Source organism: Campylobacter vulpis, from assembly GCF_014217995.1.
GTDB lineage: Bacteria > Campylobacterota > Campylobacteria > Campylobacterales > Campylobacteraceae > Campylobacter_D > Campylobacter_D vulpis.
This window is the reverse complement of the sequence record NZ_CP041617.1, coordinates 405,761-429,265: the sequence shown is the minus strand read 5'-3', so window position 1 is coordinate 429,265 and position 23,505 is coordinate 405,761. Positions and strand designations below refer to the sequence as shown.

At 34.3% G+C, this 23,505-nt stretch carries 23 protein-coding genes and 2 pseudogenes; 3 read left to right on the top strand and 22 right to left on the bottom strand.

The window, feature by feature from the left end:
* Positions 1–14 precede the first annotated feature (14 nt).
* Positions 15–269, top strand: a complete 255-nt coding sequence (locus CVULP_RS02200) for a TFIIB-type zinc ribbon-containing protein (protein WP_099461217.1) — start codon at positions 15–17, stop codon at positions 267–269.
* Here the strand turns inward: CVULP_RS02200 and argS are convergent.
* The 15 genes and pseudogenes from argS to cetC all read right to left on the bottom strand — a co-directional run bounded on the left by argS (position 266) and on the right by cetC (position 14,957).
* A complete protein-coding gene (gene argS / locus CVULP_RS02195) occupies positions 266–1,858 on the bottom strand; it encodes an arginine--tRNA ligase (protein ID WP_099507113.1) in 1,593 nt (530 codons plus the stop codon). The genes CVULP_RS02200 and argS overlap by 4 nt on opposite strands.
* 9 nt (positions 1,859–1,867) lie before the next feature.
* The gene (gene tatA / locus CVULP_RS02190) at positions 1,868–2,104 is read right to left on the bottom strand and encodes a twin-arginine translocase TatA/TatE family subunit (protein ID WP_099461215.1); all 237 of its coding nucleotides are present in this window, start codon (positions 2,102–2,104) and stop codon (positions 1,868–1,870) included.
* A gap of 1 nt (position 2,105) precedes the next feature.
* The gene (gmk, locus tag CVULP_RS02185; protein ID WP_099507114.1) at positions 2,106–2,723 is read right to left on the bottom strand and encodes a guanylate kinase; all 618 of its coding nucleotides are present in this window, start codon (positions 2,721–2,723) and stop codon (positions 2,106–2,108) included.
* Positions 2,720–4,135: a hypothetical protein gene (locus tag CVULP_RS02180; protein WP_099507115.1), complete on the bottom strand. Its 1,416-nt coding sequence runs from the start codon at positions 4,133–4,135 to the stop codon at positions 2,720–2,722. Before CVULP_RS02180 ends, gmk begins: the two co-directional genes overlap by 4 nt.
* 54 nt (positions 4,136–4,189) lie before the next feature.
* A complete protein-coding gene (gene fliR / locus CVULP_RS02175) occupies positions 4,190–4,957 on the bottom strand; it encodes a flagellar biosynthetic protein FliR (RefSeq protein ID WP_099461212.1) in 768 nt (255 codons plus the stop codon).
* The gene (locus CVULP_RS02170; RefSeq protein WP_099507116.1) at positions 4,944–5,579 is read right to left on the bottom strand and encodes an ABC transporter ATP-binding protein; all 636 of its coding nucleotides are present in this window, start codon (positions 5,577–5,579) and stop codon (positions 4,944–4,946) included. Before CVULP_RS02170 ends, fliR begins: the two co-directional genes overlap by 14 nt.
* A gap of 1 nt (position 5,580) precedes the next feature.
* Positions 5,581–6,657 (bottom strand): translation elongation factor Ts, encoded by a 1,077-nt coding sequence (gene tsf / locus CVULP_RS02165; protein ID WP_099507117.1) that lies wholly within the window; start codon positions 6,655–6,657, stop codon positions 5,581–5,583.
* Positions 6,657–7,445, bottom strand: a complete 789-nt coding sequence (rpsB, locus tag CVULP_RS02160; protein WP_099461209.1) for a 30S ribosomal protein S2 — start codon at positions 7,443–7,445, stop codon at positions 6,657–6,659. The genes tsf and rpsB overlap by 1 nt, the downstream gene beginning before the upstream one ends.
* Before the next feature lie 152 nt (positions 7,446–7,597).
* The gene (locus tag CVULP_RS02155) at positions 7,598–8,725 is read right to left on the bottom strand and encodes a c-type cytochrome (protein ID WP_099461208.1); all 1,128 of its coding nucleotides are present in this window, start codon (positions 8,723–8,725) and stop codon (positions 7,598–7,600) included.
* Positions 8,722–9,972, bottom strand: coding sequence for a cytochrome b (locus CVULP_RS02150; RefSeq protein WP_099461207.1), 1,251 nt, complete (start codon positions 9,970–9,972; stop codon positions 8,722–8,724). The genes CVULP_RS02155 and CVULP_RS02150 overlap by 4 nt, the downstream gene beginning before the upstream one ends.
* 1 nt (position 9,973) lies before the next feature.
* Positions 9,974–10,477, bottom strand: a complete 504-nt coding sequence (gene petA, locus CVULP_RS02145) for a ubiquinol-cytochrome c reductase iron-sulfur subunit (protein ID WP_099461206.1) — start codon at positions 10,475–10,477, stop codon at positions 9,974–9,976.
* Between the two features lie 123 nt (positions 10,478–10,600).
* Positions 10,601–12,451 (bottom strand): tRNA uridine-5-carboxymethylaminomethyl(34) synthesis enzyme MnmG, encoded by a 1,851-nt coding sequence (gene mnmG / locus CVULP_RS02140; protein WP_099507118.1) that lies wholly within the window; start codon positions 12,449–12,451, stop codon positions 10,601–10,603.
* Positions 12,452–12,506: 55 nt separating this feature from the next.
* Positions 12,507–13,001 (bottom strand): bipartate energy taxis response protein CetB, encoded by a 495-nt coding sequence (gene cetB / locus CVULP_RS02135; RefSeq protein ID WP_099461204.1) that lies wholly within the window; start codon positions 12,999–13,001, stop codon positions 12,507–12,509.
* A 2-nt stretch (positions 13,002–13,003) separates the two neighbouring features.
* Positions 13,004–13,762 (bottom strand): annotated as a pseudogene (gene cetA, locus CVULP_RS08830) (bipartate energy taxis response protein CetA); the annotation flags it as partial.
* A 700-nt stretch (positions 13,763–14,462) separates the two neighbouring features.
* Positions 14,463–14,957 (bottom strand): energy taxis response protein CetC, encoded by a 495-nt coding sequence (cetC, locus tag CVULP_RS02125; RefSeq protein WP_099507119.1) that lies wholly within the window; start codon positions 14,955–14,957, stop codon positions 14,463–14,465.
* 166 nt (positions 14,958–15,123) lie between these two features.
* On the opposite strand from cetC, the gene CVULP_RS02120 reads away from it, so the two are divergent.
* Entirely contained in the window at positions 15,124–16,485 is a 1,362-nt protein-coding gene (locus tag CVULP_RS02120; RefSeq protein ID WP_099507120.1) for a cation:dicarboxylate symporter family transporter, read from the top strand.
* Here CVULP_RS02120 and CVULP_RS02115 read toward each other — a convergent pair.
* Positions 16,482–17,306 (bottom strand): inverse autotransporter beta domain-containing protein, encoded by an 825-nt coding sequence (locus tag CVULP_RS02115; RefSeq protein ID WP_099461200.1) that lies wholly within the window; start codon positions 17,304–17,306, stop codon positions 16,482–16,484. The genes CVULP_RS02120 and CVULP_RS02115 overlap by 4 nt on opposite strands.
* A gap of 131 nt (positions 17,307–17,437) precedes the next feature.
* On the opposite strand from CVULP_RS02115, the gene CVULP_RS02110 reads away from it, so the two are divergent.
* The gene (locus CVULP_RS02110) at positions 17,438–18,961 is read left to right on the top strand and encodes an inorganic phosphate transporter (protein ID WP_099507121.1); all 1,524 of its coding nucleotides are present in this window, start codon (positions 17,438–17,440) and stop codon (positions 18,959–18,961) included.
* Here CVULP_RS02110 and mnmH read toward each other — a convergent pair.
* From mnmH to CVULP_RS02080, 6 genes and pseudogenes are all read right to left on the bottom strand, one after another.
* Positions 18,939–19,943 (bottom strand): tRNA 2-selenouridine(34) synthase MnmH, encoded by a 1,005-nt coding sequence (gene mnmH, locus CVULP_RS02105; protein ID WP_099507122.1) that lies wholly within the window; start codon positions 19,941–19,943, stop codon positions 18,939–18,941. The genes CVULP_RS02110 and mnmH overlap by 23 nt on opposite strands.
* Positions 19,927–20,415 (bottom strand): HIT family protein, encoded by a 489-nt coding sequence (locus CVULP_RS02100; protein WP_099507123.1) that lies wholly within the window; start codon positions 20,413–20,415, stop codon positions 19,927–19,929. The genes mnmH and CVULP_RS02100 overlap by 17 nt, the downstream gene beginning before the upstream one ends.
* Positions 20,415–21,197, bottom strand: coding sequence for an indole-3-glycerol phosphate synthase TrpC (gene trpC, locus CVULP_RS02095; protein ID WP_099507124.1), 783 nt, complete (start codon positions 21,195–21,197; stop codon positions 20,415–20,417). Before trpC ends, CVULP_RS02100 begins: the two co-directional genes overlap by 1 nt.
* Positions 21,184–22,464: a tetratricopeptide repeat protein gene (locus tag CVULP_RS02090; protein ID WP_099461195.1), complete on the bottom strand. Its 1,281-nt coding sequence runs from the start codon at positions 22,462–22,464 to the stop codon at positions 21,184–21,186. The genes trpC and CVULP_RS02090 overlap by 14 nt, the downstream gene beginning before the upstream one ends.
* Positions 22,437–22,810 (bottom strand): annotated as a pseudogene (locus tag CVULP_RS02085) (YkgJ family cysteine cluster protein). The gene CVULP_RS02090 and the pseudogene CVULP_RS02085 overlap by 28 nt, the downstream one beginning before the upstream one ends.
* Positions 22,788–23,501, bottom strand: coding sequence for a tRNA1(Val) (adenine(37)-N6)-methyltransferase (locus CVULP_RS02080; protein WP_099507125.1), 714 nt, complete (start codon positions 23,499–23,501; stop codon positions 22,788–22,790). Before CVULP_RS02080 ends, CVULP_RS02085 begins: the two are co-directional and overlap by 23 nt.
* Positions 23,502–23,505 lie beyond the last annotated feature (4 nt).

Genomic DNA, 23,505 nt, shown 5'->3' with positions numbered 1-23,505 from the left:
AAAAAAGGATAAATATGCTTTGCCCTGTTTGTAATGTTGATTTAATGATGAGTGATAGAAGTGGCGTAGAAATTGACTATTGCCCTAAATGCCGTGGCGTGTGGCTTGATAGAGGTGAGCTTGATAAAATTATCGAACGCAGCACTCCAGCCGCCAATACAAACTCTTCTTATACAAGAAATGACTACCACCATCACCCTCACCACAACGACGGCTACTATAAAAAGAAAAAGAGAGAAAGTTGGATAGGGGAACTTTTTGACTTTTAATGCTCCATCTTATCCTTTGCCCGAATTCCCATAAGGGCAAACCCCGTCCTAATACTAAGTGCCACTAGAGCAAAAAGCTTTAATAAGCTTTCTTCATTTTCTGTTCCTATAACCCTGTTTTCATAATAAAATTTATGAAAAGATGCCGCTAGATTTTTAAGATAATCTGGAATTTTCTGTAAGGCTCTTTGCTCAAAAGCATCATTTAAAATTGCTCCCAAATTTAAAGCTTCAAATAATAAATTTGTCGCCTCATCATTTAAATTTGATAAATCAGCTTCTAAAACATCATCAAGGCTTTTTCCTGCCTTAAGAAAAATTTGCCTCACCCTTGCATGGGCGTAATTGATGTAAAATACAGGATTGGAACTATCCTCTTTTTTAAGAGTATCAATGTCAAATTCTAAATGCGTGTCGCATTTTTTACTTAAAAAAATAAATCTTAAAGCATCGCTTCCTATTTCGTCTAAAATCTCGCTCATCAAGATGAAATTTCCAGCTCTCTTGCTCATTTTGTAAGGTTGATTATTTTTCAATAAAGACACCATTTGTGCAAGGATAATTTCCAAATTTTGTGGATTAAAACCTAAAAATTCAATCGCAGCCTTCATTCTTGGGATATAGCCGTGATGATCAGCACCCCAAATATTAATACACTTATCATAGTTTCTACTCATTTTATCCTTATGATAGACTATATCCGCAGCTAAATAAGTCCCACGCCCATCATCACGCACGATAACGCGATCTTTTTCATCACCCTTTAGCGAAGAAGCGAGCCAAATTTTATAATCCTTTTCATAAATACCGCCGTGTGCTTTTAAGGATTTGATCGTATCCTCCAAAGCGTTATAATAAGACCTTTCGCTCACATAATGATCGATTGTAATTTTTGCCTGTGCTAAATTTTGCTTAATCAAATCAAGCATTTTATCCTTAGCCCAAAAAGCTAAATTTGGCACATTTTCCATTGTAAAAAAATCTTTTTCAAAATTTGCAAATGCCTCACGCGCCAAATCATCAATATACTCGCCCTTATAAGCATTTTCTGGGTATTCAAGCTCTTCATTTAAACAAAGTATCTTAACCTTAGATAAAACTGAAAGTCCAAGCAAGTCGATTTGATTGCCCGCATCATTAACATAATACTCCGTATCAAACTGATAGCCCAAATGTCTCGCCACTCTTGCCAAGGTATCACCAAAAATAGCCCCCCTCGCATGCCCTATGTGAAGAGGACCTGTGGGATTTGCACTGACATATTCAAGCAAAAAGCTTTCACTTTTCACCTGTCCCTTACCAAATTTATCAGGCTGCTTTAAAGCTTTTTTAGCAAGAGTATCCAAAAAAGTTTTAGAAAGTCTAAAATTTAAATAGCCATTTACCGCTTCAACCTTTTCGAAATAAAAATGATTTTCAAATTTCAATGCCAAATTCGCAGCGATCAAAGCAGGAGATTTTTTAAATTCCTTAGCTAAAGAAAAGGCAAGTGGGGTAGCAAAATGTGCTAAAGTTTTATCTTTTGGATTTTCAAGGATAAAATCTCGCCCTAAAATTTTATAAATTTCTTCATAAACTACATTTTTCAAAACAAAACCTTAAGCTTTTTTGACTTCATCTAAATTTGCTTCACTAGCAGTCTTTTTCTCTTCAGGCTTTTCTTCTATTTTCGTTGCATTTTTTGGCTCATCATCATTATCCATTTCACTTCTAAAGGTTTTAATGCCCTTACCAACGCCTTTAGCAAGTTCTGGGATTTTTTTCGCTCCAAAAAGCAAAATGACAATCACCAAAATAATAATCCAACCACTAACACCTATATTTCCTATACCCATATCATACTCCTTCATTCCATAAATTTCGAATCTGCTCTATATTTTGTCTCTTTGTTTTATGTTTTAAAGAAAGAAAAATAGAACGCAAAGCCTCATAACTCTTTTCTAAATTATCATTAATAATGAGATAATCATATTCCCTAAGCTCTCTCATCTCTTCACTAGCATTTTTGAGCCTTTTATCAAGCTGTGCTATTGTATCAGTGTTTCGCTTAAGAAGCCTTTTTTTTAACTCCTCCTTATTTTTCGCTGTAATGAAAATAGAATCGATTTTATCTCCCAAATTCTCTTTTGCAATTTTAAAGCCTTGCACATCAATATCAAAAACGACAATTTTACCTTCATCTAACGCCCTATTTGTATGCTCTAAAGAAGTGCCGTAAAAATTCTCATGCACCCTAGCCCACTCCAAAAAATCTCCATTTTTTATACCATTTTGAAATTTTTCTTGACTGATGAAATGATAATGCACTCCATCTATCTCACCATCTCTAGGTGCTCTTGTTGTAGAAGATATAGAAAAATAAAGCTCACCTGCAAATTCTTCAAAAAGCTTTTTAAGTAAGGTTGATTTTCCAGCTCCACTAGGACCTGAAATGAGTAAAATAAAGCCTCTCAATGCCCTTCCTCATCAAAACTTATCTTAATGTTAATATTCATATTCATACCCTTAAGTGCAGCTTTTAGCGTGTCATCTTTAATACTTGCATTTATCGCCTTGCTAATGCCTTGACTAAGCTCATTCATAAGCTCATCTTGTGAAATTTTAAGCTCTTGCTTTTCAAAATCATTTTGCAATTCCGCCTCTTTTGCAGTTTGCTCCTCTTCAAAATTCACTTCCTCACCTAAGGCTTGTTTAATATCATTTTCTTTTAAATCAGCAAATTCGTCCAGCTCCACATTTGGCACGACAAGCTCCTCATCGCTAACGCCTAAAACTTCATCATCTAGCACAGGTTCATCTTTAAATTCTTCCAAAACTTTTACCCTATCTTCTTGATTAATATCCATATCAAGCTCATCAAGTTGTGCCAATTCTTCCTTAATTTGCTCCTCTGTGCTCAAAGGCTCAGTTTGCGTATCTTCCTCTGAATTTTCCTCGACCATAGGTAAAGTTTCCTCAGCTTCAGCATCTTGCTCTTTTTCTTGTCCTAAAAATTCAGCATCTTCTGGAAAGTCATCAAAACTTACCTCGCCCTCTTGCTCCTCAACCACAGGCAAAAGCTCTTCTTCATTTTTTAACTTTTCGTTTTCTACATTTTCGCTTTCTTGTTCATTTTCTAAAGTTTCAAATTCTAAGTTTTCATCTTTTTTATTTTCATTTTCTAAGGCTTCTTGTTCGTCCTCTTGCTTTTCTTCTTCATTTAAATTTAACTCCAAATTTTCTCCCTCAACATCTTCTTTTAATTCCCCACTCAAATTTTCATCTAAATTTAAGTCTTCAGGATTTTCTTCATTTGAAATCTCTTGACTTTCTAAATTTTCGCTCTCTAATTTTTCATTCTCCAACTCTTCAGTCTCCAAATTCTCCTGTTCGTCTTCTTGCTCGCTTAAATTTTCTTCTAAAGAAAGAGCAGTTTCGTTCAATTTTTCATCTAATTTTTCACTCTCTTGTTCCTCATCTAAGCTTAAATCTTCAAGTCCCACTTCCTCTTCTTCACTTGGCACATCGTCCAAATTTAAAGCATCTAGATCAAGGCTTAAGTCAGCGTAAGGATTTTCATCTTCTATCACAGCTTCTTTTGACGGCTCTTGGCTTAATAAATTTAAAAGATCTGTTGGCAAAAAAGGCTTGGATAAAATTTCCACATCAAGCTCACATTTTTTATTACGAGGATTAAGATAAATAAGTCTTTTGCATTTTTCTTTCAAGAAGTTAATATCAGTCTGCGTGTCGCTATCTACAATAATCACATCATAAATTCCATCCTCATAAGCACTTAACTCATTAATTTCATAAGACATTTTTTGCGCACTAAGATTGATAAGCTTAGAAACAACAGGATTTTCATTTAAAAGTAAAATTTTCATCATCTTTCCTTAAAAATAATTGCTTATTTTATGATAATTTTTTTTATTATTAGCTTAGGTAAAGAAAAGAGTTTGCATATTTGAAAAAACCTCCACAATAAGTTCTTTAAAATATTCCATCATAATGAGTAAAATAGCGATTAATACCACAAAAGCAAGAGCGATTTTAATAGGATAGCCAATTACTAAAAGATTAAATTGTGGCATAGTTTTCATCAAAATTCCAAAAATAACATCGGCAAGCAAAGAAATGGCAAGTATAGGAAAAGCCATAGTAAAGCCTATCACGAACACGCTCAACATACCAGAATTTAGATATTGCATAAAATTTTCGCCAGGATAAAAGCCACCGAGATTAATATAAGTTAAACTTTGACTTAAAAATAAAAGCATTAAATGATGTCCGTCAAAAGCCAAAAAGAAAAGCAAAGCGAGTAAATTTAAAATTTGTGAAGTAACAGGCATATTAATACCCGAACTAGGATCTAGCACACTTGCCATAGTAAAACCCATAGTAAAAGCTATTTGCTCACCGGCCATCATTATGATAACAAAAACAAATTGGATAATAAGTCCTGCTATCATACCAAAAAGCACCTCGCTTAAAAGCTGCAAGATAAAAAAACTATCCAAATGTAAAACCTCAATTTTCGCTAAAGGATATAAAAACATCGTTAGAAAAAACACTATAGTTGTTTTTACCACCATAGGAATGCTATTATGCGAAAAGAAAGGAAAAAATACAATAAGACCACTAAGTCTAGCAAACAAAAGCATAAAAGTTGCTACATTTTTATCGCCTAGATAATTAACAAATTCCATTTGCTTTTAAAGTGTAGGTTTTATCACAAAGACTTGCAAGCGTATCATCGTGAGTTACGAAAAACAAAGCGGCATCATTTTCTTTAACATAATCCATCAAAATGCGTAAAACATTTTTAGCATTAGTAAAATCCAAATTTCCTGTCGCTTCATCAGCAAAAATAATGCGTGGTTTTTTACAAAGCACCCTAGCTATGCTCACTCTTTGTTGCTGTCCACCACTTAATTTGCCAATTTTTTGATCCAAAAGCATATCTATACCTAACTTTTTTAATAACTCTTTATCTAAATCCTGCTTAGATAAAACACTAGCAAGCTCTATATTTTCTAAAACGCTAAAGCCTTTGAAAAGATAATGTGCTTGAAAAATAATGCCAAAATCTTTACGGCGGATTTCAAGTCTTTTATTTTCATTTAAATCATATAAATTTTGATTTTGATACAAAACGACACCCGAATTTGGCTTTAAAAAAGAAGATAAAATATGTAAAAGCGTAGATTTACCACAACCGCTACTTCCTTGAACGGCTATGCAATCTTTAGCTCTCAAAGATAAATCTAAATTCTCAAAGAGCGGATAATCAAAGCTATGACTTAAATTTTCCGCTCTTAGAAGTTCCATTTTAGCCTATTTGAGCGGCAACCTCTGCCGCGAAGTCTTCAGTCTTTTTCTCCAAACCCTCACCTACTTCAAAGCGGATAAATTCAACTATTTTAATTGAACCTCCCAACTCTTTTTCTTTTTCAGCAATAATCTGTGCGATAGTTTTTTTATCGTCCATTACATAAAATTGCCCCATTAGGGTTAATTTGCTATCAAGCTGTGAATTTTCAGCAATAAAACTTTCTATCTTACCCGGGATAATTTTATCCCAAATCTTCTCAGGCTTATTTTGTGCTTTAAGTTCCGCCTTAATATCTTCTTCCGCCTGCTTTAAAATAGTATCATTAAGCTGCTTACGACTAGCAAATTTAGGGATTTTATGTTCTGGCTTATTAGGGTCCTTAAGTCTTCTTCTTTCTTCATTTTCCTTTTCAAGTTCTGCGACTAAAGCCTTATATTCACTCTCTACAAAACCCATATCAAGTTCATCATAACTTAAATAAGTTGGCTTCATCGCTGCTATATGCATACAAATTTGTTTTAAAAAATCCTTAGCCTTACTTGCCACTTTAGTGCTTTCGCAAGCTGCCGCGATGATAACTCCTACGCGTCCATTCGTGTGGATATAGCCATTAACCACGCCTTTTTCACTTGCCTTTAATGTGGCAAATCTCCTTACAACCAAATTTTCTCCTATGGTCGCAATTTGACTTTTTAAATATTCTTCAAATTTCACACCATCAATCACACTAGAATGAAGTTCTTCAATACTCTTAAGACTATGATTTTGAATATGTGCCGTAGTATCTTTAGTCAAAGCGATAAATTGTTCATTTTTAGCGACAAAATCTGTTTCTGAATTAATCTCACTCACAGTTGCACTAGTAAAATCATCACTTACCTTAACGCTTACTAAACCTTCAGCTGCAAGTCTATCAGCTTTTTTAGCAGCCTTACCCAAACCTTTCTCTCTTAAAAGCTGGATAGCCTTTTCAAAATCGCCTTGAGTTTCTTTTAAGGCATTTTTGCAATCCATCATTCCAGCACCCGTGCTTTCGCGTAGCTCTTTAACCATTTGTGCAGAAATTTCAGCCATTATTCTTGCTCCTCTTCAAAATCTTCTTCACTCATAGCTTCTTCTAAAACTTCTTGTTTTTCTTCTTCACTAATTTCTTTTTCTTCGCTTTCTGTAACACCGTCTTGCTCTCTTAAAGCCTTACCTTCATTAATAGCTTCAGCCATTTCTTGACAAAAAAGTTGCACAGAACGAATCGCATCATCATTTCCTGGGATAGGATAAGTTACTAAATCTGGATCACAATTTGTATCAAGTGGTGCTACCACAGGAATTCTAAGTCTATTTGCTTCAGCAACAGCAATTTTTTCTTTTACAGTATCAATCACAAAAATCATATCTGGTTGTGATTTCATATAGCGAATTCCGCCAAGATAAGCAAGTAATTTTTCCTTTTTTCTTGTTAGCATTAAAGCTTCTTTTTTAGTTAAAAGCTTAATACTTCCATCTTCTTCCATTTTTTCTATCACTTCAAGCTTACGAATACTTTGTCTTATCGTGCCAAAATTTGTCATCATACCACCAAGCCAACGATGATTCACATAAGGCATACCGCATTTTTCAGCATATTCTTTAATGGCTCCACCTGCTTGCTTTTTAGTGCCGACAAAAAGTATAGTTTTACCCTCAGCAGCAGCATCGCGGACGATATTATAAGTGTATCTAAAATATCTTAGGGTCTTTTGCAAGTCTATAACATAAATACCCTTTCTCTCACCAAAAATGTATTTTTTCATCTTTGGATTCCAGCGTCTTGTTTGGTGCCCAAAATGCACACCACATTCTAACAAATCCCTCATACTAACCATGAGTTTCTCCTTGTAATTTTAGCTTTTTCCTCCGCATCCCTTAATTGACACAAGCTAAAAAGGATTGATGCGTGTGAAATGAGGCAGAATTATACAAAATTTAAGTTTAGTTTTTACTTAGATAAAGAAAAGTCGCCAAAAGGCGACTTAAATTAATGCAGTTTAGACCAGATAGAACGCTTCCATAAAATCGCAAAAACGCTAAGAATTACAAAGAAAATCATAATGTAAATTCCAAGACTTTCTCTTTCTTCTTTTTTACTATCGCCTACTTTTTCAATGTAAGAAATCACTTTCGCTTGTGTGGCTTCATTTAAACCTACCCTTGGCATAGCCGTTCCTGGAAGAAGTTTTTGCGTATTATTGACAAAATCGTTAAGATACTGCTCTCCTCTACTTCTTATCATCATCGATAAATCAGGCGGAATTGAGCCTAAATAGCCCTTTAAATCATTTTTAGCTGAAGGACTAAAAAAGCCATCATACCTCATATCGTGGCAACGACCGCAAGACTCGACAAAAAGCATTCTTTCTTTAGCAAAGATTGTTTCTTTCTCCATTAAAGCAGTTTTTTCAGCACTTTCCTCAACTTTAGCGTATTTTTCTTCGACCTCTTGCTTAATTCTAGCATTTTCTTTTTCTTCAAATTTTAAAGCCATTTCTTTAAGATAAGCAATAACATCGGCTATATTTTGATTGACAATCTCCTCGCTCTCGCCAGAAGTTTCACTATTATAAGCTGTCATAATAAAGGCATCACCGAATTTATGATCAACCTTTAATGCTAAAGCTGGATTTAAAATCAAAGCAGCCAAAAATTTCTCATCATAAAGCAAAGCAGCCGAGCTTAAATCAGGCGGTATCACACCATAAGCAGAAGAATCTGTGAAATTTGAAGCAATTCCATCTTCTTTTAAGCCATGGCAGGCAAAACAATTACCTTCAAAGAACGCCTTGCCCTTGCTCGCATCGCCTTTTGCAAAATCTATTTTCTCCACACTAGCCCAAAGAGCTTCATTTTTTGCCAAATTTTCTTTAGCCACATCAAGTGCTTTAGTTGCATTTTCTATTTGAGTGGCGTTATTTTCTTTTTGTGCTTGAACTAAAAGCATCTCTTTGTCTGCAACTATACCCTTAGCAAAGCTTAAATCCTCTTCTGCGAAATTAAAATTCGCAGGGCTTACATGAGGCTTCATTATAGAGTGTGCGTAAGGCTCAACACCCCAGTATGTAAGGGCTGTAAATGCAACTACAACTAAAAATATCTTTAATTCTCTCATTTTTTAGCTCCTTTTTTTTCCATTATTGTAATCACAGGCAAAACTACAATTAGCAACAATAAAAATACGATAGAAGCATAAAATCCTACCCAAGCATTGATGCCTGTTGGAGGTAATTTACCATACACGGTTAAAACAATTAAATCGATAAGTAAAACCCAAAACCATATGAAAAATAAAGGTCTTTCGTGAGCTGGTTTAACAACATCACTTCTATCAAGCCAAGGAAGTAAAAAGAAAATCACTTGAGCGATACCAAAAGCAGCTAAGCCTATATCAAAAGCCTTAACGCCACCCACATCAAAGAAAAAGCCCCTTAAAACCTCATAACTCCATAAAAAATACCACTCAGGATAAATATGTGCTGGAGTTTTAAGAGCGTCTGCTGGGTCAAAATTGATAGGATCCATAGCAAAACCAAATTTAAAGCTTACCAAATAGAAAAAGAAAATCATAAATAAGCTTATATATACAAAATCCTTACTTAAAAAGCCCGGCCAAAATGGTATTACCTTAGAACCTTTCGTATCTCCTGCCATATATTTTTCTGCTTCTAGGTCAAAGTCTAGTTCTTCAGCTATTTCATTATTAACATGTGGAATTCTTAAAGAATAAAAGTGAAACACTATAATCATAATAATAACGATAGGTAGCAAACAAACATGAAGCATAAAAAATCGCGTTAAGGTTGGGTCAGATACCGCATAATCGCCCCTTATCCACACAACTAAAGCATCGCCTATAAAAGGAATTCCACCAAAAAGATTTGTGATAACTTGTGCAGCCCAATAGCTCATCTGTCCCCAAGGAAGCATATAGCCACTAAAAGCCTCGGCAGAAAACACGACAAATAAAAGCATACCACTTATCCATATCATCTCACGACCCTTTTTATAAGAGCCATAATAAATTCCCGTAAGCATATGAATATAAATCACCAAAAAGACCACAGACGCCGCCACGCCGTGCATATGACGCCAAAGCCAACCATACTCAACCTCTTGCATAATCGTCTTATTGACACTATCAAATGCCAAAGCCACATCAGGCTTATAATACATCACAAGCAAAAGTCCCGTTACAAAAAGTATGGTAAAAAGCGTGGTTAAAATCACACCCATAGCCCATAAAAAGTTAATTTGTTTTGGTATCCAGTATTTATTCATCAATACATCAAGCAATTTATGAACCGCAAGTCTTTGATCAAGCCAATCCACTATACCATTTGCCTTTCTAATTTGTGCCATTTTAAGCCTCCGCTACCATTTTTTGATACTCAGGACCTTCCTCGCCTAAGACGAGTTTTGTCCCCTCTATTTTAAAAGGAGGAATGTCAAGCGGTCGTGGAGGAGGTCCAAAAACATTAACTCCACTAATATCAAATTCGCCTCCATGACAGGCACATTTAAAAAGCTGTTCGCTTGGAGCATAGGCAGGAATACAGCCCAAATGAGTGCAAAGCCCGATTACAACGGTGTAAGAAGCATTATCTATCACCACATCACGCTTTGAATCTTTTGTCATATCTGCAGCCTTTTTTAAAATAAAAATAGGCTTTTTACGCCACTCTATCGTCCTAAGTTCGCCATCTTGCATAGAGCTTAAATCCACAGTAGTAAAACCAGCCGCCTTAACGCTAGGAAGCGGATCCCAAGTCTTCTTCATCGCTACAAGAGAAAAAGCACCACCCACAGCAGCCACAGCTCCAAATGCAAAGCCCATAAAGCTTCTTCTACTTTCAGAGATAGCCATAATTTTCCTTTCCTTGAAATTTAATTTAATAAATCTAGCAGTTTATCTAAAATAAAATAAATTTTTTCTTTTTTACTATTTTTGTTTAAAATTTCTAGTTTGAAGCTTAAAAAATATTTACTTTTATTTTTTTGTTTTTATGTAAATGTGTAAAATATCTAAAGCTGCAGGAGTAATGCCACTAATTTCACTTGCAGCAAAAAGTGTAGGCGGTCTAAATTTTTCAAGCTTTTCGACTACCTCATTGCTTAAACCACTTACTTTTTTAAAATCAAAATTCACTGGAATTTTAAGGGAACTTAAACTTTTCATTTTTTCTACTTGAGTCTTCTGCATAGTGATATAATGATAATATTTTGCCTCACTTAAAATTTCTTGCAAAGAATATGCGTCCATATTCTCAAAAAATGGGTCAAGTTTGCGTAATTTTTCCACATTAAAACCCACTCTTGCGACTATCTTTTGAAGACTTACAATAGAAGTGATTTTCTCCTCACCCAACTCTTTTAAAAAAGCGTTATTTTCGTTGCTTGGAGTTAATTCTTTAGTGAGCAAAAAGCTTAATCCTTTCTCAATATTTTCTCGGCTTTGCTCTATCATTTGAAATTCATCTTCGCTTAAAAGTCCAAATTTAAAGCCGTATTTACCTAATCTAATGATAGCATTTTCCTCTCTTAAAAGTAGTCTAAACTCCGCCCTTGAAGTAAACATTCTATAAGGCTCTTTCGTGCCTTTCATTACCAAATCATCAATCAAAACCCCTATATAAGCCTCATCACGTCCTAAAATAAAAGGTTCTTTATCCTCTAAAGCTAATGCGGCATTAATCCCTGCCATAAAACCCTGAGCAGCGGCTTCCTCATAGCCTGTCGTGCCATTAATCTGCCCTGCACAATACAAATTTTTAACCTTTTTAAGCTCTAAACTATGATAAAGCTCAGTTGGATCGATATAATCATACTCAATAGCATAACCAAAACGCGTTATTTTAGCATTTTCAAAACCCTTAATGCTTTTTAACATTTGCGTTTGCACCTCGTAAGGTAAAGAAGTCGAAAAGCCGTTAATATAATACTCACTAGCCTCTTTAGTTTGCGGCTCTATGAAAAGATGATGACTTTCTTTATCGCCAAAGCGGTTAATCTTGTCTTCTATGGACGGACAATACCTAGGACCAACGCCCTCAATTTGCCCAGTAAAAAGTGGAGCTCTATAAAAATTATCTTTAATGATTTGATGTGTATTTAAATTTGTTCTTGCAATAAAGCAAGGTAATTGCGTGGGTGAAAAATCTTTCGTTCTAAAACTAAAAGGCTTAGGCTCCGCATCTCCGTGTTGAATTTCCAAAACGCTAAAATCAATGCTTTTTGCATCCACTCTAGGACAAGTTCCTGTTTTGAGTCTGCCTATCTTTAAGTCAAGTTTTCTTAAAGAATTTCCAAGCATTACAGAAGCCATTTCGCCCACACGCCCCGCCTCAATTTGATTTTCCCCTATGTGGATAAGTCCATTTAAAAAAGTGCCTGTGGTAAGAATCAATTTTTTCGCGTAATAATTGTGATTTAAATTTGTTCTAACGCCTTTTATTTCATCATTTTCAAAAATTAATTTAGTAACTTGCTCTTGAGAAATTTCTAAATTTTTAAGCTTTAAAAGCTTATTTCTAGCAATAATACGGTAGCGGTCCATATCAATTTGTGCCCTACTACCTCGCACAGCTACACCCTTGCTTTCATTTAAAATACGAAATTGAATACCCGCCTCATCGGTAATTTCTCCCATTAAGCCACCCATAGCATCAAGCTCTTTTACCAAATGTCCTTTAGCCAGTCCTCCTATGGCAGGATTACAACTTGCTGCACCAATTTGCTCAATGAGAGTTGTTAAAAGAAGAGTTTTTTTACCCATTTTAGCAGTAACGGCACTTGCCTCTATGCCAGCGTGTCCGCCACCTATTACGATAATATCATACATTATAAGCCTTAATTTTTTTAAAGGCTGAAATTATATAAGAATTTAGCAAATAAAATCACTTTGCTTCTTGCAAAGAAAAAATAAATTCATTATAACTTTTGTGAGAATTTTTACAAAAATCTTTTAAAAATTCCACACCCCTATCCAAACTCATTTGCTCAAATTTTAAAAGCTCTTGATAAAGAGGCTTAATTTGCTCTAAGGCTTTAGGATTAGGCTTTCTACGCACAGAATAATAACCTATGATTTGATTATTTACATCAAAAGATGGCGTTACATTAGCAAAAACCCAGTAATAATCATTATTTTTTGTTTTGTTTTTGACATAGGCAAAAATTTCTTCGCCTTTTTTCATATAATCCCACAAAAATTTAAACACTGTGCGTGGCATATCCTCGTGCCTGACTATATTGTGTGGTTTATATAAAATTTCGTCCATTTTATAGCCCGCATATGCTAAAAAATCATCATTTGCATAAACAATCTTGCCTTTTAAATCCGTCTTTGAAGTAATAAGGCAATCCTTTTCTAAAAAAATTTCCTTTGCCATACTTATTCCTCTATTTTAAGCTTTGCCAAAATTTCCGCACTCTTACCCTCTAGTGCTGTTACCTTGCTAACTATGGAGTCATAGGTTTCTTGTCCTATATATGTAGCTTTTGATTCTTCTATCGCACGACTTGCGTTTTCTTTAATTGCCGCTCTTACTTCATCTAAATCTTCATCACTCACAAGCTCATTAATAATCATTTTAGTTCTTTCTTCGTGGCAAAGATGCGAAATTGCATCAAGACTATTAAGATCAAAGTTATGTGTGCCATTAAGAGCAAGATAAATATTAGATTTATAAAGTATATGATCAATCTTTGCGACAGATAAAATTAATTTTTTTGCAAAGGAGGTAAAATTTACACCAAGTTCGGAGCTGTTTTCTTCAAGTCGCTTAAAAGCTTGAGAGAAATTTGAAATGCGTTCTTCTGAATTACTAACGATATCAAAAACTTGTTCGCTTCCTGATTGTATATTGTCAAAATCTTGCTGCATTGTTTGTATGGCTATGGAAATTTCACTCGTTGATTTTTGCGTTCTTTCTGCTAGTTGTCTCACTTCATCTGCCACAACCGCAAAGCCTCGTCCGTGTTCTCCCGCACGAGCAGCTTCAATGGCAGCATTAAGCGCTAAGAGATTTGTTTGGTCTGCTATATCACGTATAACCTCAACCACAGAAGTAATATTTTGTGAATTTGCCACAAAAGCCTCAACTGTTTCTTTACTAGAATTGACAACCTCCATTAAGGTATTCATAGACTCTTGCAAGGATATAACCTGCGAACCATTTTCGGTAGCAACTTTAGTGATAGAATAAACCACATCGTAAATATTATTCATCGCATTAATATCCGCATTTAAGGAAGTTGTAATACGCGACATATCTCTATTTTGACTACCTAAGCTTAAATCCATTAAAGTTTTAGAAAGAGCGTTTTTAAAGGCTGATTTTGCCGTTGATTCTATATTAGATAAAGCCTTATTGATAAATTCTATATTGTGAGCAAAAATTCCTTTCAAACCTTCGGGCAAAGCCTTACGATAAAATTCATTATTTTGCGAACAGGTGATGGAGGTATTAATCTCTCTTAAATAAGCCTCAAGTCCATCTATCATATTGTTTAAATTGTCGGCAATTTGAGAAAGCTTCTTGCTTTTACTCTTAATATAAATTACCCTTTTGTCAAAATCTCCCTCTTTAAGATAATTAGAAAGCACAAAAAGCTTTTCTATCATCTCACTTTCATCTTTATATAGCAACACAGCATAAACAAGCAATGCCACCGCAGCGACAAAGCACACTGCTCCTATGTAAATATTAAGCATAAAACTTAGCAAAAGTCCAACTATATTTAGCGTAATTGCCGATACAAAAATACCCTTCATCATCTTCCTTACTTAAACAATTTTCAAAATTTTAAGATAAAATTACGAATTATATTTAATAGAGATTAAAAAACTCTTAATTATTTTCTTGCAAATCAAAAATTAACTGATTATAAGTAACCTTATAGGAATTAACAACTTCCATCAAAGTTTCCACGCCAGCCTTGATGCCACCTTGTTTTTCCTTTTCAAGTAAAGTTTTATAAACACTTTCCATTATAGGAATGGCTTTAGGATTAGGCTTTCTACGCACGGAATAATAATTAATAATATTACCATTTTCATCAAAAGAAGCTGTAATATTTGCAAAAACCCAGTAATAATCTCCACTTTTTGCCTTATTTTTCACAAAAGCAAAAATTTCGTGTCCCTTAGTGATATAATCCCACAAGCATTTAAACACGGTGCGTGGCATATCCTCGTGCCTGACTATATTGTGTGGTTTATATAAAATTTCGTCCATTTTATAGCCTGCATATTTTAAAAAATCATCATTCGCATAAATAATATCGCCTCTTAAATCTGTTTTTGAAGTAATGAGTGTATTATCCGCTAAAACTATTTCTTTCATCACCAACCCTTTCATAAAATATCTTTAAAGATATTTTATTCTATATAATTGCAACAAAAACTTTATCCATTATACCAAAAATTTAGCCTTAAATCGAAAAAGCACTTAATAGAGCTATATTTTTGCTACAATTACTAAATAATTTTTATTACAAAAAGGGTAAATTTTGTCTCCTTTTATCGCAAAAGAAAAATGCAAAAATATATTCAAAAGTCTTGCTTTTTGGGTTATTTTAGGCATTATTTTGGGAATTATTTTAGGCTGTGTGCATAAAGAGTTAGCTTTGAGCGTTAAGGTTGGAGTGGATTATTTTATCCACGCTTTAAAAATTCTCATCGGTCCTATTATTTTTGTAACAATTATTCTAGGAATCATTAGTCTTGATAATCTTAAGAAAGTCGGCTCCATAGGACTTAGAGCGGTAATTTATTTTGAGCTTGTTAGCACCCTTGCTTTGACTGTTGGAATTTTTATCACAAATGTTTTAAAACCGGGTGCGAATATGAATTTAGATCCTAATGAAATCGATAGTAAAAGCGTAGAGCAATATCTTACAAAAAGTAATGCCGACATTAGTGCAAGTTCTGAAATCATACACATCTTAAAAGATGCTATCCCAACGGATATCATCAGTCCTTTTACAGAGGGAAAAACGCTGCAAGTTTTAGTTCTTGCTATACTTACAGCCCTTGTCATTTCTTTAATGAAAAATGAAGATAAGCAAAGCATACAAAAAGTCTTTGAAGTCGTGCAAAATTTCGTTTTTAAAATCCTACAAATCATAATGTATTTTAGCCCAGTAGCTGCCTTTTGTGCTATGGCTTTTCTCATTGCACAATATGGCTTAAACTCGCTTCTTAATCTTGGCTATTTGCTTTTAGTGATGCTTTTTGCTTGTCTTGTATTTATCTTTGGAATTTTAGGGATTATTTGTTATTTGGCTAGGGTCAATATCTTTAAATTTATGCGTTTTATCGCCGCAGAGGTTTTAATCGTCTTTGCCACAAGCTCAAGCGAATCCGCCCTCGCCCCTTTAATGAAAAAACTCGAAAAAGCAGGAATTTCAAAAGCCACAGTAGGACTTGTTTTACCGACTGGATATAGCTTTAATTTAGACTGCACCAATATCTATTTATCCGTATGTCTCATCTTTTTAGCACAAGCTTTTGGCGTAAATTTATCTCTTAGCCACGAACTTAGCATTTTACTTGTTTTAATGATAGCCTCAAAAGGAGCAGTTGGCGTTACAGGCTCTGGCTTTATCGTTCTTGGAAGCACTTTAGGTGCATTAGGGGGTATGCAGATAGAAGAAGCCGGAGGCACTTTAGCTGAAGTTCTACCTATAACTGCCATTAGCATTTTGCTCGGGGTCGATAAATTTATGTCAGAAATGAGAGCTGTGGGGAATTTGTGCGGAAATAGTGTCGCTGCACTTATTGTTGGTATTTGGGATAAGCAAATTGACTGGGAAAAATTCAACTACGCCATCAATCACCCCGAAAAATTTCGCAACGAGGCTTTAAATTAACGATTTCTTTGAAAGAAATCGTAGCGATTGATTTCTTCAAATTTACTTTCATCTTCTTTTAATTGCTCTAAAAAGCTTTTGTTTAAATTGAAATTAAAGCCTACACGAACGGCATTTTGAGTTTCATTTTCTTTATTTTGACTTTGAAAAAGATTGAAATTTAGGACCTTATAAGGCTTATAGGTAATTTGATAATTTGTCTTTTCATTATCTTTACTCACATCAAAAATGACAGATTCATAAGTTGGAATGATGAAGCTAAGACCTAATTGTAAATTTTTCTCCACGCTTTTATCTTGAGGCATATAATAATTTGTATAAGCTTTAAGTGTGTCCGCATAGCCAAATTCCGCACCCCAACTTGAGCTATCACTATTTTCTTCTTTATGCTTATCGATAAAACCATTAACGCCAAACAAAAGATTTTCGTGTATATAGCGATTAATCAAGCCACCAGAATAATTATAACTTTCTTGAGAAACGAAAATTTCTTTTTGAAAAAGTAAGGAGTCGTTTTCTCCTTCATAAAGAGAAGTGAGATTTTTCATTTGAAAATTTTCATTTTGAAAATCCAAATTTCCCTCCGTTTGATCGATGCCATTGTTTTTTTCAAAAGCACTTGAGAGAGTCGAATTTAAAGCTGCTTGAAAATCTACGCTTTCTTCTTGCACTTCTGGCGTATTATTTTCATATCTAAATTTAAAACGCGTCCAATTACCCTCTTTATTTTCTTCTAAAGCCTTGCCCAACGCATCTGCAAAAATAAAAGAATTCTGTGTAAAAAGGCACAACAAAGTCCCTATCAATGTCTTTTTCATCATTTCTCATTATAAAAAATAAAAACAAATAAAAGTAAATTTAGATTTTATTAAGTTATATTTAAAACACTTTTGCTAAATTTTTCAGTTAGGATATTACAATTATAATTTTAATTTAGCACAAAGGTTTCGCCTTGAAAAAAGATAATCTTCTCGCCTTTAGTATTTTTGCCATTAGTTCAATTTTTTTTATGATTTGGGGTTTTAATTATGTTGCCTCTCATCAAGTCATACTTTTTATCCTTGCCTCTATCTTTGGTATTTTTATGGCATTTAATATAGGCGGTAATGATGTAGCAAATTCCTTTGGAACAAGTGTTGGAGCTAAGACTGTTACCATTAAACAAGCCTTAATTATCGCTGCAGTTTTTGAACTAAGTGGAGCGATTTTCGCGGGAGGAGAGGTAACTAAAACGATAAGAAGTGGGATAGTCAATTTCCCAAGCTCACTTGATCCTATGCTTTTTGTCGCCATTATGTTGGCTGCACTTTTAAGCTCTGGACTTTGGATTTTTATAGCAACTAAAAGGGGGTTGCCCGTCTCAACAACACATAGCATAGTAGGCGGCATAGTTGGAGCTAGTATTATGATGGGACTTTTGGAATTTGATGGCACTCAAACTTTAGCTATGGTAAAATGGAGTGAAATTCTAAGAATAGCCATAAGCTGGATTGCTTCGCCACTTTTAGGCGGTTTGGTCGCTTACATCATCTATTCTTATATAGATAAAAAAATTTTAAAGCCTGCTAAAAATTTAAATGAAGACATCAAAGAGCTTAAAAAAGCAAAAAAACAATTTAAAGAAGAATTTTTTAATGAGCTTAGAAAAAAAAGCGATGAAGAGCAAATTAGAGAACTTAGCATTATAGCTTTAGATGAGGACGATGATGAAAGTTTTTATAAAAATAAAATTAAGGAATTTAAAGAAAAAGAAAAAGCCATTGATATTTATGGAATTTTAAAAACCCATATGCCAATTATCGCTTGTTTAGGAACTATGGTTATTGCCTCAATGTTTTTATTTAAGGGCTTAAATAATGTCAGCACTTTAGATGTTTTGCAGAATTTTTGGATAGTGGGAATTTTAGGCACAATTAGCTATGTTGTTACCTTTGCGGTTGTAAGCATAGTAAAAAAAACAGAGCTTAACAAAACAACTGATAGAATTTTCTCTTGGTTTCAAATTTTTACCGCTTCAAGTTTCGCCTTTTCACACGGAGCAAATGATATTGCCAATGCCATAGGTCCTTTTGCAGCCATTTTAGATGTGCTTAAAACTAATGCCATTAACGCCACCTCTCCTGTGCCTTTTGCCGCTCTTGCTATGTTTGGCGTATCTTTGGTAATAGGCTTATGGTTCTTAGGAAAGGAAGTTATCACAACAGTTGGCTCAAAACTCGCCTCCATACGCCCCACAACGGGCTTTAGTGCAGAACTTGGTGCTAGTATAGTCATACTTTTAGCCACTCAGCTTGGAATTCCTGTAAGCTCTACACATATCTTAATCGGTGCGGTTTTGGGCATTGGACTTTATTCTAAAAATGCAAATTGGATTATGATGAAGCCTATAGGCTTAGCGTGGATTATAACCCTACCAGCAGCAGGTTTAATGGCAGCAATCGTATTTATGGGCTTTAAAATTGCTTTAGGACTTTAAGTCTTTCTTCATAAAGAGCCATAAGCTCTTCTTTAGCCCTTAAAAGATCATCTGTCAAAAGCTCATAGTGAATTTGCGAGCTTTTTTTATAACTTTTATCATAATACTCCAAAAGCATAGCAATGAGTTTTTGCCATTGTTCCCTTTTAAAAGCGTTCTCTAAATCAAGCCTTAAATTAAGACTAATATAAGGACTAATCTTTCTTAAAGAAGTATAAAAATTGACCGCATTCATCTTAGCCTTATAAAGCCTTTCTATACGCTCAATTCTCTTTTCTAGTGAAGCAAAGCAATGGATTTTAAAGCCCTTTTGCATCGCCTCATAAAACTTTAAGGGCAGAGTTATAGAGCCTATTTTGCGACTTTCACCCTCTACAAAAGCAAGTTTTGTCTGCATAGAGTGAAATAAAGCCTCATCAAAAGCCTTTTGGCTAGGCTGCTTTCCTAAAATATCCCCAAAAGAAGAACCTAAATGATTTGCCATTTTTTCCAAATTGATAGAATGTTCTAAAAGCTCCAAAAGCTCTGTTTTCCCACACCCTGTATGACCGCACAAGACAAGCAATTCGCATTGTAAAGGCTTTGAAAAAAAGTCATTTAAATACGCCCTATAAGCCTTAAATCCTCCCCTTAAACGCACGACCCTATACCCTAGCTCACTTAAAATCACCGCCATAGACTTTGAACGCAAACCCCCTCTAGCACAATAAATCCCAACCTTAGCACCTATTCTAAATTGATGTGTAAAAATGGGGATATGTCTTGCCATATTTGCACAAATATACTCAGCACCCCTTGCCTTAGCTTTAGCTTGATTTTTCTTATATAAAGTGCCTATTTCTTGATGTTCTTCGCTATTTAAAGCATAAAAATTTAAAGCATTTTTAAGATGAGAATGAGAGTATTCAAGCGGACTTCTCGCATCAATTAAGGCATCAAATTTTTGCTTTAAAAACTCCGCATAATCAAGCTCCTCTAGCATTAAAAGCCTTAAAAAGTTTTTGATACATTTTTTCTAAATCCGCTCCACAAACCCTCGTCTGCCCTATGGAAGTGATGAAATTCGTATCCCCTCTCCAGCGAGGCACTAAGTGATAATGACAATGAGACGCTATCCCAGCACCAGCAGCCACGCTTAAATTCATACCGATATTAACCCCACTTGCCTTTAAATGCTCTTTTAAAATCTTAACCCCCTTACGCACAAAAAGGCTCATTTCTCCCCATTCTTCCTCGCTCAAATTTTCAATATGTTCCTCGTGTTTATAAGGAATAATCATAAAGTGTCCAGGCGTATAAGGATAGCGATTCATCACGCCAAAACAATGCCTTGCTCTAAAAAGCACTCCAAGCTCTTCATCGCTTTTAAGCTTTTTCGCACACACACAAAAGGGACAAAACTCACTTTTCTCCTCCAAATATTCACTCCTCCAAGGTGCGTAAAGATGCTCCATTAGCCCTCACATAAGGCTTTAAGAGCCTTACCCTCATCATCTTGCCTCATAAAATATTCGCCGATTAAAAACGCATCAACGCCGATTTTTTGAAGTTCTTGTAAAAATTCTCTATTTTCTAAACCACTCTCCGCAATGATAATTTTAGAATTTGGAATCTGAGGGATAAGTTTCTCGCAAAGACTCATATCCATAGTAAAATCGTCCAAATTTCTATGATTAATCCCAATAATATCAGCTCCAGCTAGAATAGCCTTTGTTAAATCTTCTTTATTGTGAATCTCCACTAAAGCTTCAAGTCCCAAATGTCTGCTAAATTCCAAAAGTCTCTTAAGCTCCTTTGTGCTTAACATTTTAGCAATCAACAGCACAAAATCCGCCCCATAAACCAAAGCTTCTAAAATTTGATACTCATCGAAAATAAAATCCTTTCTAAGTAAAGGAATTTGTGTATAACGGCGTATGAGACTAAGATATTCTAAAGAACCTTTGAAGTAAAAAGGCTCGGTTAAAATAGAAAGTGCAGCGGCAGAATTTTTTTCATAATTTAAGGCTATACTTAAAGGCTCAAATTCCTCTCTTAAAACCCCCTTACTAGGACTAGCTTTTTTCACTTCAGCGATGATTTTTATCTCCTTATCGATTCTTTTTAACGCCCTGCGAACATCTTTTGGAAAAAAGGGATTTGCCGCTAAAGAACGTCCTAACATATCGTAAGGTAGGGTAATTTTACGCCTTTCTAATTCTTCTTTTGTTTTTAAAAAAATTTCATCTAAGATCATTTAAACAAGCCTTTATCGCTTTTTGATGTTCTTTGCTTTCACTGGAATTTGCAAATTCTTTATCCACAAAAGTCTTTTCTAAAAGCTCCCAAGCTTTTTTGCAATTTTTTAATTTGTAATAGCCCCACGCCAAAGAATCTAAATAGTAAAAATTATTCGGCTCTTTTTGTAAAGCAAACTCCACAAATTCCATACCCTTTTTAACATCTAAATCATAATCAATCAACAAATAACCATAATAATTTAAATAAAGAGGCGAATTTTCTTTTGTTATCGCCTCTTCAAATTTTTTAGCCACACTTTTAGCGACCTCTAAATTAGGCTTTGCATTGAGACTAGCCTCTTCAAATTCAAATACCGCTGCACGGAGCAAATGTTCTTTATCTTCACTTTTTTCATAAAGCTTTAAGCTTAATTCTTTTGCCTTGTCAAAACGCTTTAAATTTTGCAATAAAAAAACCTTAAGCTCGTCATCTAAATCATACTGAAAAGCTAAATCTAAGGCTTTTTGCTTTTGATTTTGTTTGATATAAATTTCAATCAAAGCAAGTAAAAAATTATCATTAAAGCTTAATTCATAAAGCTCCAAATAAATACCTTCAAGCTCCTTATAATTTTCTTCATCTAAATAAATTTTTGATAAAAACGCACAAGTTTTTAAAGTGCAACCCTGTTTTTTACGCATATCAACAAGAAATTTCTTCATACTTTCAATATCATTTAAAAGCGTATAAATTCCTATCATTTTTAACGCCATTGCTTCATTTGGTAATTGTTTATAAGCGATTTTATAATATTTTAAGGCTTCTTTTAGCTGATTTTTCCTTAGTAAAATATCTCCATAAAGTTCATAATTTCCCGGATAATCATCACTTTTTAAAAGCTCGAGGACTAATTTTTGTGCCCTTGCTAGGTCCATATTTGAAAGAGAGTAAAGCACACTTAAACGCTTAATATTAGGACTTGTTTGAAGAAATTTTTTCGCCTTTTCATTAAGCTCTTTTGTTTTATCTAAATTATGAGAAAGACTTAAAAAAAAAGCCTGCTCTAAAAATTTAAGCTCACCATTTTCTTCATATAAATTTAGATAAATATCTCTAGCACACTGAAATTCTCCATAATGCTCACATACGAAAGCCCTCATTAAATCCTTATCAAGGGTATTTTCTTTCATAGGTTTAAAATCTGCATAAATTGGAGTATTTTTACCTGCACAAGCACCTAAAAAAAGGCAAGTGATTATGATAAATAAGTAATTCCTATACATTCTTTTTCTAATTCCTTCTTATGTGTTTTAAAATAATCCCAAAAGGGAAAAGTTTTACACTGCGTAGGACGCAAGGCGTAAATGGAGCAATTTCTTTTTTTTGTATCAAAAAAATACAAGCAAACCCGTCCTCAAATTCTTTTTCCTTTAAGCTAAACTTAAAGCCAACTTTCCTTAAAAAACGCTCCCTAAATTCTAATTCTCCAAGCCTAAAATGCTCTCTTAAAAGTTTAATCTCTTCTTGATTGACAAAAATATTCCCACTTTCTCCCGTGCAACATTTGCCTCCACAACTCTCACATTTACTTTCATCAAAGCTGTATTTAAAGCCCTCTTTCAAAATCATAACTTTCAATCCTAAATTTCACACCAAGCTCTCTCATTTCCTCACTCAAACACCCATTTTCATAAACAAACAAAGGCGAAGCCACTTCGCAAGGGCTTTTTGCATTTTTAATGACCTTCACTAAAACAAGTCTCGCTTTAATGCCCTTTTTGCTATGAATGAAACGAATTTTAGTCATTTTTAGCTTGTATTTCTCTAAAATCACACAAATTTCACTCAAAGCTAGAGCTTCATAGCAAAAATAAAACACCCCACGCGGAGCAAGTAAAGAATCAACACCCTTAACTAAATCTTCAAGCGGTAAAAAAGAAGCATTTTTACTTATGCTTTTATGCAAATTTGTGCTTTTTTGCGTCCCTTGTCTATAAAAAGGCGGATTACAAACGATATAATCAAATTGCTTTTCGCTTTTAAATTCCTTAAAATCACTATGAAAAAACTCCGCTTCAAGTGCATTTTGCCTTAAATTTTCTTTAATAAGCAAAATATTTTCTTCTTGAAGATCCAGTAAAGAAAGCTTTAAATGATGATAATAATTTTTCAATAAAATTCCTATAATTCCACAGCCAGCACCCACATCTAATAGCGTTTTTTTACTCAAATTATCTTCTAAAATAAAAGCACTTAAAAGTAAAGAGTCGCTATTGTAACGATAAGCATTTGGAAATTGAAAGAATTTTAAAATTTGCATTGTA

Excerpts from the sequence above, each read along its gene's own strand:
- CVULP_RS02200 (WP_099461217.1), top strand. The coding sequence starts at position 15 with ATGCTTTGCCCTGTTTGTAATGTTGATTTAATGATGAGTGATAGAAGT.
- tatA (WP_099461215.1), bottom strand. The coding sequence starts at position 2,104 with ATGGGTATAGGAAATATAGGTGTTAGTGGTTGGATTATTATTTTGGTG.
- CVULP_RS02180 (WP_099507115.1), bottom strand. The coding sequence starts at position 4,135 with ATGAAAATTTTACTTTTAAATGAAAATCCTGTTGTTTCTAAGCTTATC.
- fliR (WP_099461212.1), bottom strand. The coding sequence starts at position 4,957 with ATGGAATTTGTTAATTATCTAGGCGATAAAAATGTAGCAACTTTTATG.
- CVULP_RS02170 (WP_099507116.1), bottom strand. The coding sequence starts at position 5,579 with ATGGAACTTCTAAGAGCGGAAAATTTAAGTCATAGCTTTGATTATCCG.
- tsf (WP_099507117.1), bottom strand. The coding sequence starts at position 6,657 with ATGGCTGAAATTTCTGCACAAATGGTTAAAGAGCTACGCGAAAGCACG.
- rpsB (WP_099461209.1), bottom strand. The coding sequence starts at position 7,445 with ATGGTTAGTATGAGGGATTTGTTAGAATGTGGTGTGCATTTTGGGCAC.
- CVULP_RS02155 (WP_099461208.1), bottom strand. The coding sequence starts at position 8,725 with ATGAGAGAATTAAAGATATTTTTAGTTGTAGTTGCATTTACAGCCCTT.
- CVULP_RS02150 (WP_099461207.1), bottom strand. The coding sequence starts at position 9,972 with ATGGCACAAATTAGAAAGGCAAATGGTATAGTGGATTGGCTTGATCAA.
- petA (WP_099461206.1), bottom strand. The coding sequence starts at position 10,477 with ATGGCTATCTCTGAAAGTAGAAGAAGCTTTATGGGCTTTGCATTTGGA.
- mnmG (WP_099507118.1), bottom strand. The coding sequence starts at position 12,451 with ATGTATGATATTATCGTAATAGGTGGCGGACACGCTGGCATAGAGGCA.
- cetB (WP_099461204.1), bottom strand. The coding sequence starts at position 13,001 with ATGGCAAAGGAAATTTTTTTAGAAAAGGATTGCCTTATTACTTCAAAG.
- cetC (WP_099507119.1), bottom strand. The coding sequence starts at position 14,957 with ATGAAAGAAATAGTTTTAGCGGATAATACACTCATTACTTCAAAAACA.
- CVULP_RS02115 (WP_099461200.1), bottom strand. The coding sequence starts at position 17,306 with ATGATGAAAAAGACATTGATAGGGACTTTGTTGTGCCTTTTTACACAG.
- mnmH (WP_099507122.1), bottom strand. The coding sequence starts at position 19,943 with ATGCTAGAGGAGCTTGATTATGCGGAGTTTTTAAAGCAAAAATTTGAT.
- CVULP_RS02100 (WP_099507123.1), bottom strand. The coding sequence starts at position 20,415 with ATGGAGCATCTTTACGCACCTTGGAGGAGTGAATATTTGGAGGAGAAA.
- trpC (WP_099507124.1), bottom strand. The coding sequence starts at position 21,197 with ATGATCTTAGATGAAATTTTTTTAAAAACAAAAGAAGAATTAGAAAGG.
- CVULP_RS02090 (WP_099461195.1), bottom strand. The coding sequence starts at position 22,464 with ATGTATAGGAATTACTTATTTATCATAATCACTTGCCTTTTTTTAGGT.
- CVULP_RS02080 (WP_099507125.1), bottom strand. The coding sequence starts at position 23,501 with ATGCAAATTTTAAAATTCTTTCAATTTCCAAATGCTTATCGTTACAAT.